The organism is Halolamina sp. C58, assembly GCF_051195095.1.
Lineage (GTDB): Archaea > Halobacteriota > Halobacteria > Halobacteriales > Haloferacaceae > Halolamina.
On record NZ_JBNTJY010000001.1, the window covers coordinates 1,618,877 to 1,630,834 of the forward strand.

The window sequence follows — 11,958 nt, forward strand, 5'->3', positions numbered from 1 at the left end:
CGCTCGTTCATACCGGTATCGACGCCGCCGATCCGGAAAGGGACATCGGATGGTACTCGCTCCTCGCGTCACCGACCGAGGCCGATCGCCGTCAGGTCCTCGTTCAGAGACAGAACATGAACGGGTACACCAGCGCCACTCGGTCGCCGTCGTCGAGTTGGGTCCCGAAGCCGTCCAGCAGTTCGTTGAACTGTCCGTTCACGAGCACGCGGGCGAACGCCCGGGTCCGCTCGCCCTCGGGGTTGCGCTCCCACCGGCCCGGCGGCTCGCCCGGGTAGTCGGCCCAGCCGTTTGCGGTCTCCTCGTCCTCCGTCTCGGCCAGCAGCATCTCCTCGCAGCCGTGCTCCTCGAAGAAGGCGTCGAGGAACGCGCCGAGCGTGTCACCCTCGAACGTGAACTCGAACTCGTGGTCGCCGAGCTCTCGGCGGACGTGGCCGGTGGCTTTCACCTCGACGGTGGTCGTCGCCGTCTGTTCGGTGCCGACGGTGCTCATGGCGGGACGGACGGTCGGCGTCCGCATACGACTGTAGCCGAACGTGTTCGGCACCCGCCGCTCAGTCGAGCACGGACTCCGGGAGGTACGCCGTCACCGTCCAGTTCGGGGCGTCGACCACCTGACTGATCTTGAGGTCGACGGCCGCCGAGCAGAGCACGTAGGCGTCCGACCGGGAGAGCCCGCGGCGCTCGTGGAGGTGGGCGATCATCCGCCGGACCGCCCGCTTCGTCGCGTCCATCAGGTCCGGCGCGATGCCGGTCGTGGCGTACATCGGCTCGTCCCGTCCGGTCGGGGTGAACGGGCCCGTGGTCTCGAACTCCGGCTGGGTCACGGATCGATCGGCGAGATCGAAGCGTGCGGTCACCGACATAGGGGCCTCGATCCCGGTGATACAGACCTCGCCGTCGCCCTGTGCCGCGTGACAGTCGCCGACGGAGAACAGCGCGCCGGCGACCTCGACGGGCAGGTAGAGCGTCGATCCAGCGGTGAGGTGTTTCACGTCCACGTTCCCCCCGACGCTCCGCGGGGGCATCGTGCTGGCCGGGCCCTCGGCGGGAGCGACGCCGAGGTTCCCGGGGAACGGCGCGATGGGGACCGAGACGGCCGGGGCGTCGTCGTCGCGGAAGCGAGCGACCCGCGTCCCGTCCGCAGTCGTGTCCAGCTCCCACGTGCGGACGTGCGGCTCCGGGAACGACTCGGGGAGGAGGCCGCCGCCGCTGTCGCCCGGCGGCACCGTCGAAACGCCCCAGCCCTCGTGTTCGAACGCGAGCAGGTCGACCCGGAGCGTGTCGCCGGGTTCGGCGCCCGCGATCGCGACGGGGCCGGCGAGCGGGTGGCCCTCGGCGTCGACGGCGGCCACGTCCTCGGTGGTCGGGTCTCGCGGGAGCTGTCGGTCGTAGGCGTCGCGGCAGTCGAACTGAACGACCTCGCCCGGCTCGACCGTGATCGCCGGATCGAGGTCCGGGTCCCACACGTAGTGGCGGTTGGCGGCCGTGTCGGCCAGTCGGTGGTCGGGGTCGGGCGCGTCGTCGACGGCGAAGCGGCGGTCGGCCATGGACGGTGTCGCGTCCGGGCGGTGATAACGGTGGCTCGACGCCGCCGCGGACCGCCGATTGCTCAACGCTTTTCCCCCGTTCGCCCCAACGACCGGACACATGCGCGACACCGACCTCGACTTCGTCCCGTTCGGCGAGAGCGGGCTCCAGACCAGCGAACTCCAGTTCGGCACGTGGCGGTTCGGCCGCGAGACCGAGGAAGGCAACCTCGAGATCGGCGAGGAGCGCGCGAAGACGCTGCTCGACGCCTACGCCGACGCCGGCGGGCGCTACATCGACGCCGCCGACGTGTACGGCGGCGGGCAGGCCGAGGAGTGGATCGGCGACTGGCTGGCCGAGCGCGACCGCGAGCGCTACACGGTCGCCTCGAAGATCTACTGGCAGATCCGGGAGGGCGACCCCAACAGCCGCGGCACGAACCGGAAGAACCTCCGCCACCGCGTCGACGAGATCCTCGACCGGCTCGGCACCGACTACGTCGACGTGCTCTACCTCCACCGCTGGGACGGCGAGACGCCGACCCGCGAGACGATGAAGACGCTGAACGGCCTCGTGGAGGACGGCAAGGTCCACTACCTCGGCGCGTCGACGCTGACCCCCAACGCGTGGCGGGTCGCGAAGGCAAACGAGATCGCCCGCGCGGAGGGCTGGGAGCCGTTCACGGTGCTCCAGCCGCGCTACAACCTCGTCGACCGCGAGATCGAGGGGGATTACCTCCAGTTCGCCCGCGAGGAGGAGCTGGCAGTCTGCCCGTGGAGCCCGCTCGGACAGGGCTTCCTGACCGGGAAGTACGACCGCGAGGACGGGCTGACCGGCGAGTCCCGCGCCGCGGAGTCGAGCCGGTTCGAGCAGGCGTACCTCACGGAGACGAACTTCGACGTGCACGACGTGCTCGACGAAGTGGCCGAGGAGGTGGGCGCGTCGCCGGCTCAGACCGCGCTGGCGTGGCTGATGCACCGCGACGGCGTGACCGCGCCTATTGTTGGTGCTCGCACGGTCGAGCAGTTGGAGGAGAACCTCGGGGCGGCGGAAATTGACTTGTCCGAGGAGCAGGTGGATCGACTGACCGAGGCGAAAGGCGGGCCGTACGCGAAGCTGTAGAGTTCGGCGTCTCCGTTGGTGGTTTTTCCGGCCGGTCGAAGCGCGCTCGCGGAACTGAGAACACCGTGAAAGCCCCTGCCCCTTTCAGTCCCACCCACCAGCACCGTGCGCCGGGCACGAGGCCCATCATCAGAAATCTCCGATTTCTGGTGACGCCGACCGTTGGCGCTCGCGAGGCGTCCACTGCCACCGCAGCCGGCGGTGGCGCGCGACGTGAGCAGGGCGGGACCGGAGGTCCCGCTGGCAGTGCGGGCGACGCGTGGGTCGCCCGCACGACGCCGACGGCGCGAACGAGCGCGCGAGGGACGAGCGAGCACCGCGAGCGAGTCGGCTGGGGAGGATCGAGGGCTGTGCTGGTGGGTGGGGCTTTCACGGTGCTGCTGGCCCTGCCAGTCGACGATCACGATCCAGTAGTGGCTTTGACGAAGTCGCTAACCGTGACGGCCACAACCCCACCCAACACCCAGAATTCCGGAAACACTCCCACGCCACCGGACGCCTTATTCCTCCCCTCCACCCACCCATCAGCATGGTCGTAGACTTACGCTCCGACACCGTCACCAAACCCTCGGACGCGATGCGGGAGGCCGCGAAGAACGCCGACGTCGGCGACGACGTGTACCGCGACGATCCGAGCGTCAACGAACTCGAGCGCCGCGCCGCCGAGATCCTCGGGAAGGAGGCCGGCCTGTTCGTCCCGAGCGGCACGATGGGCAATCAGGTCGCGATCCGGACCCACACCGACCGCGGGCAGGAGCTGCTCGCCGACGAGCACGCCCACGTCCTGAAGTGGGAGCTCGGTGCGGTCGCCCAGCTGAGCAGCCTCCAGACCCGGCTGCTCGACTTCGGCGAGTCGGCCGTCCCGACCCCCGAGCAGGTCCGGGAGGGGATCGTCGAGGAGAGCCTCCACGAGGCCGGCACGGGGCTGTTCTGTCTGGAGAACACCCACAACTACCGCGGCGGCGTCGCGATCTCGAAAGCCGAGATCGACGCCGCGGCCGAGGTCGCCCACGAGCACGGCGTGCCCGTCCACTTGGACGGCGCGCGGCTGTTCAACGCCGCCGAGGCGCTCGACACCGACGCCGCCGAACTGGCCGAGAACGCCGACAGCGTGATGTTCTGTCTCTCGAAGGGGCTCGGCGCCCCCGTCGGCTCGATGCTCGTCGGCGACCAAGGGTTCATCGACCGCGCGCGCCGGACCCGGAAGCTGTTCGGCGGCGGGATGCGACAGGCCGGCATGATCGCCGCGCCGGGCCTGCTCGCGCTGGAGAACCGCGGCCACCTCGAAGCCGACCACCGGCGCGCCGAGCGCATCGCCGAGGGGCTGGGCGAGATCGACGGGATCGAGACGACCGCGCCCGACACCAACATCGTCGTCGCCGACGTGGCGGGGACGGGGCTGAGCGCCGAGGCGTTCGTCGGCGAGATCGAACAGCACGGCGTGCTCGCGGTGGCGTTCGGCGAGACGACGGTGCGGTTCACCACGAACTGGGACGTGAGCGACGGCGACGTCGAGAGCGCGATCGACTCCGTGCGGACCGCGATGGCCGAGCGCTGAGGCTGCCCGGGCAGTTCCCACGTTCTCGGAATCGTCGGACCGGACTTTTGAGAGGGGAACCAACGATCAGGTAGAAGGAGGTAGAAGGACAATGTCCATCGCAACCCTCGAAGAAGACGTGTTCGGCGAACCGCTAACCCCGTTCGAGCGTCTCGCTGCGGGGATCCCCGCCGCACTCGCCGCGGCGGGTCACGTGCTGCTGGTCGCCGTCGCCGCGCTGCTCCTGTTCGTGCTGGTGACGGCGCCCTGAGAACCGGCTCGACCCATTTTCCGAGTGAGCGGGAGGATTCAGACGGTGTCGAACTCGAAGCGCGCGCCGCCGTCCTCGCTCTCCCCGACCGACACCGACCAGCCGTGGGCCTCCGCGATGCTCTCGACGATCGGGAGGCCGAACCCCGTCCCTTCGTCGCTGGTGGTGACGCCGGTGTCGAACGGGTCGATGCCGTCGTCGATACCGGGGCCGTCGTCGGCGACGAAAAAGCCCTCGCGGTCGGGCAGCGTGCCGACAGTCACCGTCGGCTCGTCGCCGGCGTGTTCGACCGCGTTCCGGTAGAGGTTCTCGAACAGTTCGATCAGTCGGTCGGGGTCGGCGTCGATCGTCGCGTCGGCGTCGACGGCCAGCGACGCCCCGTCGGTGGCGACGTGGGTCCACGCCTCCCGTGCGACGGCGGCGAGGTCGACTCGCTGGGTCTCGCCCACGTCCTGCCCCTCGCGGGCCAGCGTCAGCAGATCGGTGACGAGGTGGTTCATCCGGTCGAGCGCGTCCTCGACGTTGTCGAGCTTGTCGAGGTCGCCGGTCTCCCTGACGAGGTCGAGGTAGCCCGACGCGACGTTGAGGGGGTTGCGCAGGTCGTGGGAGACGACGCTCGCGAACTGGTCGAGGCGTTCGTTCTGCCGGCGGAGCTCGGCCTCGCGCTCGCGGCGTTCGGTCACGTCGGAGTAGATGGCGTACCCCGGCGCGTTCTCCTCGCCGACCTCCAACGGCGTGACCTGCAGCAGGAAGTGTTTGGTGCCGTCGACCGTCTCGCGTTCGACCTCGGTCTGGACCCGTTCGCCGTTCGCGAGCTGTTCGTTGTACGAGTCCGCCTCCGCCTCGTTCTCGGGCGGGACGATGTACTCGTCGAGCGACTCCGCCTCGATCTGCTCGGCGGCGTAGCCGAACGTGCGCTCGAACGCGCCGTTGACCCGGCGAACGATCGGCTCGCCGTCGATCATCTCGTAGGAAACCGCGGCGCCCGGGATGTTCTCGAACAGCGCTTCGAAGCTGTCCCGCTGGCGGCGGAGATCCGCCTCCGCGCGGACGCGCTGCAGCGCCACCCCGACGTGGGCCATCAACAGCTCCGCGAGTTCGAGATCCTCCTCGTCGAACGCGTGGGGCTCGGTCGAGACCGCCTGGAACACGCCGAGATCGCCGATCGGGACCGAGATCGCCGACTCGAACTCGGGGCTCGTGGGCCGGGAGTCTGGATCGCTGTGGACGTCGGTGTGGAGGAACGACTCGCCGGTGCGGACGGTCTTGCCCGCGATCCCCTCCGAGATGTGCATCTTCCGGCCCGCGTCCTCGGAGATGCCGCCGGACTCCGCGACGGGGACGAGCATGTCGCCCTCGCGGAGGTCGAGCTTGCTCATGTCGAGGTCGAGCACGTCCTCCGCGGCGTCGATCGCGATGTCGAGCAGCTCCTCCTCGGACTCGACGACGCCGAGCTCCATCGCCGTCGTGTGGAGCCGCTCGATCACCCGCCGGGACTCCCGGAGCGCCTCCTCCGAGCGGATGCGGTCGAGCGTCGACTCCGCGTAGCCGACCAGCAGCTCCACGAGTTCGAGATCCTCCTCGTCGAACGTTCCGGTCTCGTCGGAGATCACCTGGAACACGCCCGACCCGCCGACGGGGACGCTGATCGCTGACCTGACCGTCTCGTCGGCCGGCTCGGCGTCGGGGTTGGCCTCGGCGTCGTCGATGAGGAACGAGCGCTCCTCGTTGTACGTCCGGCCGACGATGCCCGCGTCGGTCGACACCTGCTCCAACCTCTCGGTGGCGCCCCCGACCGGCTGCAGCTCGCCGCCCTGCTCGATCAGGAGCACCGACTGGTCGAGTTCGAGCACGTCCGACGCGATGTCGACCACGCGCTGGTACAGCGCGGACTCCGACTCGGCGCCGATCAGCGACGGCGCGGCCTCGTGGAGCAGGGTGATGCGCTCCTGTCGGTCCCGGAGATCCATCTCGGCGCGCAGCCGGGCGTCGACCTGTGCACCGTGGTTAGCCAGTAGCTGGGCGAACTCCAGGTCGGTCTCGTCGTAACTCCCCACTTTGGGCGAGAGGCCGCCGAACACGCCGATATCGCCGAAAGGCACCGCGATGCCAGAGCGTAACCCCTCGACGCGTTGTTCGGCAACCGGGTGGCTCTCGATGTCGTTGACGATCGCCGGCTCGCCGCTCCGCCGCACCTCGGAAAGAATGCCGAACCCCGAATCGGCCGTCTCCGGAGTATCCGGGTCGGTCGAGGCCGCAAGCCGGAACGCGTCGCCGTCGTGGAGATAGAGGACCGCGATACCGAACCCGAGCACTTCGGTCCCTATCTCGACGATCCGCTGATGGAGCTTCGACCGCTCCTCGAACCCAACGAGCTCCGCTGAACCCTCGTGGAGCCGGGCGATCCGCTCGCGGTTGGGGGTGCCGCCGACGGCCGCCGTCACGCGGTCGCCGAGATCGGTCGGAGAGCCGTCGTCCGCGTCCCCCTCTTCGCTCCGGGTGGAGACCGTCTCCCCCTGACAGTCGACGATCGGGCAGCCGGCCTCGGAGGCCGCGGCCGCCAGCGACGCCGGGACCGAGTCGTCGCAGGCGACCAAACAGTCCGGATGTGACTCTTCGAACGCAGCGACCGCCGCCTCGGGCGCCTCGACGCGGCCGACGAACCCGTCCCGATCGAGCAGCGATCCCGCCGCTTGACAGGGGTTTTCGCCGACCACGAGGATCTCGGTTCGATATGCCACAGTGTAGACAGCTACTGTTTCTCTTGCGAGACGGTCGCATATGTGTTTCGGTGGCGCGGCTCGCAAGGAGCGTCTGACGCCCCCGGTCAGGTCGGCGTACGCGGACGGGTCAGGCGTTCCGGCCGGCGGGGATCGATCGACTCGCCCGCACGAACCCCGGAATCCTTTTGCCCGGCGGTTGACCACATCCGGTAATGAGTGAGCTCGAGAGCGAGTACCGTCTCGACTACTTCGCCGAGAACGGGTTCGAACGGCAGACCTGTTCGTCGTGTGGCGCCCACTTCTGGAGCCGCGTCGAGCGCGACACCTGCGGCGAGCCCCCCTGTGAGGACTACGGGTTCATCGACGACCCCGGTTTCGACGAGTCGTACTCGCTTGCGGAGATGCGCGAGGCGTTCCTGTCGTTCTTCGAGGCGCACGACCACGAGCGGGTCGACCCCGCGCCCGTCGCCGCCAACCGCTGGCGCGACGACGTGTTGCTGACACAGGCGTCGATCTACGACTTCCAGCCACACGTCACCAGCGGCGAGTCGCCGCCGCCGGCGAACCCCCTCGTCGTGTCCCAGCCCTGCATCCGGATGCAGGACATCGACAACGTCGGGAAGACCGGCCGCCACACGATGGCGTTCGAGATGGGCGGCCACCACGCGTTCAACGCCGACGAGGGCACCGACTACGCCTACGAGGGCGAAGTGTACTGGAAGGACCAGTGTGTGGAGTACTGTGAGGAGTTCTTCGCCTCCATGGGTGTCCCCCGCGAGGAGATCACGTTCATCGAGGACCCGTGGGTCGGCGGCGGCAACGCCGGGCCCGCGTTCGAGGTGATCTACAAGGGGCTCGAACTCGCGACGCTCGTGTTCATGATGCTCGAGCAGGACCCCGACGGCGAGTACGAGATGAAGGACGGCAACACGTACTCAGAGATGGACCGCCGGGTCGTCGACACGGGGTACGGGATCGAGCGCTGGACGTGGATGAGTCAGGGCACCCCCACGGTGTACGAGGCGATCTACCCCGAGTCCATCGAGTTCCTCAAGGAGAACGCCGGGATCGAGATGACCGAGGCGGAGCAGGAGCTCGTCCACCGCGCCTCCAAGCTGGCGGGTCACATGGACATCGACGAGGCCGAGGACATGGAGGCCGCCCGCGACAACATCGCCGAGCGGCTGGACGTGCCCGTCGAGCGCCTCGAATCGCTGATGGAGCCACTGGAGTCGATCTACGCCATCGCCGACCACGCGCGCTGTCTCGCCTACATGTTCGGCGACGAGATCGTCCCCTCGAACGTCGGCACGGGCTACCTCGCCCGGATGGTGCTCCGCCGGACGAAGCGACTGGTCGACGACGTGGGCATCGACGTGCCGCTGGACGAACTGGTCGACCGTGAGGCCGAGCGGCTCGGCTACGAGAACCGCGACACGATCCGCGACATCGTCCGCACCGAGGAGCGCAAGTACGAGGAGACGCTCGAACGCGGCCGCCGGAAGGTGAAGCAGCTGGCCGACGACCACGCCGCGGCCGGGACGCCGATCCCGACCGAGCAGCTGATCGAGCTGTACGACTCCCACGGGATCCAGCCGTCGATGGTCGCGGAGATCGCCGCCGAGCGCGGCGCCGAGGTGAACGAGCCGGACGACTTCTACTCGCTAGTGGCCGAGCGTCACGACGCCGAGGAGGCGTTAGAGGAGACGGGCGAGGACGAGGACCGCGTCGGGGATCTCCCGGAGACCGACCAGCTCTACTACGAGGATCAGGACCGCATGGAGTTCGAGGCGGTCGTTCTCGACGTGTTCGAGCGCGAGGAGGGGTACGACGTGGTGCTCGACCAGACGATGTTCTACCCCGAGGGCGGGGGCCAGCCCGCCGACCACGGCACGCTCGTCAGCGAGGACGGCAGCGTCGAGGTGGTCGACGTCCAGATGCGCGACGGCGTGATCCTCCACCGGACCACCGACAGCCCCGAGAAAGGCGAGTTCGTCACCGGGAAGATCGACGCCGAGCGCCGCCGCCGCCTGATGCAGCACCACACCGCGACCCACATCGTCGGCGCCGCCGCGCGGCGGGTGCTCGGCGACCACGTCCGGCAGGCCGGCGCCCAGAAGGGCGTCGACAGTTCGCGGCTGGACGTGAACCACTACGACCGCGTGAGCCGCGAGGAGGTCCGGGAGATCGAGCGCGTCGCCAACGAGATGGTGACCGACAACACCAGCGTCAGACAGGAGTGGCCCGAGCGCCACGAGGCCGAGGCCGAGCACGGCTTCGACCTGTATCAGGGCGGCATCCCGCCGGGAGAGAACATCCGCCTGATCCACGTCGGCGACGACGTGCAGGCCTGTGGCGGCACCCACGTCGATCGCACCGGCGACGTGGGGACGATCAAGATCCTCAACACCGAGCCCGTACAGGACGGCGTCGAGCGGTTCGTGTTCGCCGCGGGGGCGGCCGCGATCGACGCGACACAGGACACCGAGGACGCGCTCTACGACGCCGCGGACACGTTCGACGTGAACCCACAGGAGGTGCCCGACGCCGCCGAGCGCTTCTTCACCGAGTGGAAGGAGCGCGGCAAGACGATCGAGGACCTCAAATCCCAGCTCGCGGAAGCCCGCGCGGGCGGCAGCGAGGATGCCGAGGAGGTCGAGGTGGACGGCGCGACCGCCGTGATCCAGCGCATCGACGCCGACGCCGACGAGCTACAGGCAACGGCGAACGCGCTGGTCGAGGACGGGAAGGTCGCGGTCGTCGGCTCCGGCGCCGACGGCTCCGCTCAGATCGTCGTCGGCGTCCCCGACGGCGTCGACATCGACGCCGGCGAAGTGATCGGCGAGCTCGCCCGCACGGTCGGCGGCGGCGGCGGCGGCCCGCCGGACTTCGCACAGGGCGGCGGGCCGGACGTGGACGCACTCGACGAAGCACTTGCGGAAGCGCCCGACGTGCTGCGGCAGAAACAGACGGCGTAAGCGGCGTTTTCGGCCGATCCCGGCACAAAGGTTTCAACCGCCGGCGCGGAACTGTGGGTATGCGGCAATCGGTCCCCACAGTCGCGCTCGCGGTCGCGATCCTCCTCACGGGCTGTATCGGCGGTGCCGGCACGCCCGAGTCACCGACACCGACGCAGACGGCGACTGAGACGCCGAGCGCGACACCGCCCACGAGTACGGACGAGCCCGAGCGCGTCGTCGCGTACGAAGACCTGAACGACCAGCAGCGGGCGGCGTTCCGGGACGCGATCGATGGCGAGGCGAGCTTCGTCCCGAACACGTCGTACGTGAACGACTCCGCGGGGTACGACTTCGAGCACGTCGACCCGTTCCGGGAGTACGAGTACGTCCGGTACGAGGGCGAGCGATACCGGATCGCCACCCACCCGGGTGAGCTGTACGCCTCCTACCAGATCCGAACGTCCGTCGGTTCGCCGGGCGAGAACGCGACCGTCGTCGCGCTCGAATCACTCCCGGAGCGCGTTCGCGACGAAGTTCGGACGGCGATCACCGAGGGCGAGTACTACGCACCGTATGGGAAGTGGGGCTCGCTGCCCGAACCCCTGCAGGACGTGGAGTACGTCCGGTACGAGAACGAGACGTACGAGACGGGCTACGTCGTCGGCGACGCGTGGGCGACCGTAGTGACCGTCGAGAAAGTCGAGTGATCAGCCGTTACCGCTTCTCCAGCCGCCCGTCACACTGCGGGCAGCTGTCCGGCGCCGCCCCGGCGAGCTCCGTCGTCCGTTTGTTGTAGCAGTCCGAACAGAGCAGCGTCCCACAGCGTCGGCACTCGTAGCCGTCGTAGCTCGCGAGGCCGAGCGCGTCTTTGAGCCCCCCACCCGTGGCGTCGAGGTGTCCGCCACAGCGTTCGCACGCAGGCATGGCCGAACCGTCAGTACCGACGGGTTTCAAACTGTTCATGGGCAGAGCCGGCTGCCGGAACGATCAACACCGAGCCGGCCGAACCGCCGGTCGTGCCTCACGCGAACAACGACGGCGTCTCGCTGTACTACGAGACGGACGGCGACGGCGAGGCGGTGCTGTGCTGTGGCGACGTGGGCCTCGGCGCGTGGCAGTGGGGCTGGCAGCACGCCGCCCTCGCCGGGCCGTACGAACTGATCGTGGCCGACACGCGCGGCTGCGGGCGCTCGGACGACCCGCCGGCGGACTGCACCGTCGAGATGTTGGCCGACGACGCCGCGGCGGTGCTGCGGGACCACGGCGTGCGGTCGGCCCACGTCGTCGGCGCCGGCCTCGGCGGGATGGTCGCGCTCGAACTCGCTCGCAGTACCGGCCGCGTCCGATCGCTCACGCTGCTCGGCAGCGCGCTCTCGGGCGACGGCTACGACCCCGAACCGCTGTTCGCGCCGCCGAGCGACGAGGCGGCGCTACGGGCCTCCTTGGAGTCGGGGTTCTCCCGGGCGTTCGTCGACGAACAGGCCGACGCGATCAGCCAGTTCGTCGAGTGGCGCGCCGCTGAAGACGCCGATCGCGAGTCGTGGGAGCGACAGGCCGCCGCGCTCGACGCCTTCGCCGTCGAAGCGCCGTACGAGATCACCGAGCCGGCGCTCGTGGTCCACGGCGGCGACGACCGACTCTGCCCGCCGGCCCGCGGCCGCGAACTCGCCGAGGACCTGCCGAACGCGGCGCTGTTCGAGGTCGAGAGCGCCGGCCACCTCGTCGGCGTCGAGGCGTCGAAAGTCGTCAACGACCGGCTGCGGACGTTTCTGGAGTCGGCGTAGCGCGCGGGCGGCTTTAACTCCCCGTCGCCCG

At 69.4% G+C, this 11,958-nt stretch carries 10 protein-coding genes; 6 read left to right on the plus strand and 4 right to left on the minus strand.

What is annotated here, in order from left to right:
• Positions 1–103: 103 nt before the first annotated feature.
• Entirely contained in the window at positions 104–493 is a 390-nt protein-coding gene (locus ACQUSM_RS08455) for a pterin cluster protein (RefSeq protein ID WP_435117678.1), read from the minus strand.
• Positions 494–554: 61 nt separating this feature from the next.
• Complete coding sequence (locus ACQUSM_RS08460) at positions 555–1,550, minus strand: acetamidase/formamidase family protein (protein ID WP_435117680.1); 996 nt, start codon at positions 1,548–1,550, stop codon at positions 555–557.
• Between the two features lie 100 nt (positions 1,551–1,650).
• Here ACQUSM_RS08460 and ACQUSM_RS08465 point away from each other — a divergent pair, with 100 nt between their 5' ends.
• The 3 genes from ACQUSM_RS08465 to ACQUSM_RS08475 all read left to right on the plus strand — a co-directional run bounded on the left by ACQUSM_RS08465 (position 1,651) and on the right by ACQUSM_RS08475 (position 4,460).
• The gene (locus ACQUSM_RS08465; protein ID WP_435117682.1) at positions 1,651–2,652 is read left to right on the plus strand and encodes an aldo/keto reductase; all 1,002 of its coding nucleotides are present in this window, start codon (positions 1,651–1,653) and stop codon (positions 2,650–2,652) included.
• A 529-nt stretch (positions 2,653–3,181) separates the two neighbouring features.
• Positions 3,182–4,210, plus strand: coding sequence for a threonine aldolase family protein (locus tag ACQUSM_RS08470; protein ID WP_435117684.1), 1,029 nt, complete (start codon positions 3,182–3,184; stop codon positions 4,208–4,210).
• Between the two features lie 91 nt (positions 4,211–4,301).
• Positions 4,302–4,460: a hypothetical protein gene (locus ACQUSM_RS08475; RefSeq protein ID WP_435117686.1), complete on the plus strand. Its 159-nt coding sequence runs from the start codon at positions 4,302–4,304 to the stop codon at positions 4,458–4,460.
• 38 nt (positions 4,461–4,498) lie between these two features.
• Here the strand turns inward: ACQUSM_RS08475 and ACQUSM_RS08480 are convergent, their stop codons facing one another.
• Complete coding sequence (locus ACQUSM_RS08480; RefSeq protein WP_435117688.1) at positions 4,499–7,201, minus strand: GAF domain-containing protein; 2,703 nt, start codon at positions 7,199–7,201, stop codon at positions 4,499–4,501.
• A gap of 194 nt (positions 7,202–7,395) precedes the next feature.
• Between ACQUSM_RS08480 and alaS the strand changes: the two genes are divergently transcribed.
• Together alaS and ACQUSM_RS08490 are read left to right on the plus strand one after the other, a co-directional pair.
• Entirely contained in the window at positions 7,396–10,161 is a 2,766-nt protein-coding gene (alaS, locus tag ACQUSM_RS08485) for an alanine--tRNA ligase (RefSeq protein ID WP_435117690.1), read from the plus strand.
• Positions 10,162–10,220: 59 nt separating this feature from the next.
• Positions 10,221–10,850, plus strand: a complete 630-nt coding sequence (locus tag ACQUSM_RS08490; RefSeq protein WP_435117692.1) for a hypothetical protein — start codon at positions 10,221–10,223, stop codon at positions 10,848–10,850.
• A gap of 7 nt (positions 10,851–10,857) precedes the next feature.
• On the opposite strand, the gene ACQUSM_RS08495 is transcribed toward ACQUSM_RS08490, so the two are convergent.
• Positions 10,858–11,067 carry a hypothetical protein gene (locus ACQUSM_RS08495; RefSeq protein WP_435117694.1) on the minus strand — a complete coding sequence of 70 codons (210 nt, stop codon included), beginning with the start codon at positions 11,065–11,067 and terminating at the stop codon, positions 10,858–10,860.
• A 92-nt stretch (positions 11,068–11,159) separates the two neighbouring features.
• On the opposite strand from ACQUSM_RS08495, the gene ACQUSM_RS08500 reads away from it, so the two are divergent.
• Entirely contained in the window at positions 11,160–11,927 is a 768-nt protein-coding gene (locus tag ACQUSM_RS08500; RefSeq protein WP_435117696.1) for an alpha/beta fold hydrolase, read from the plus strand.
• The last annotated feature ends 31 nt before the right edge of the window (positions 11,928–11,958 follow it).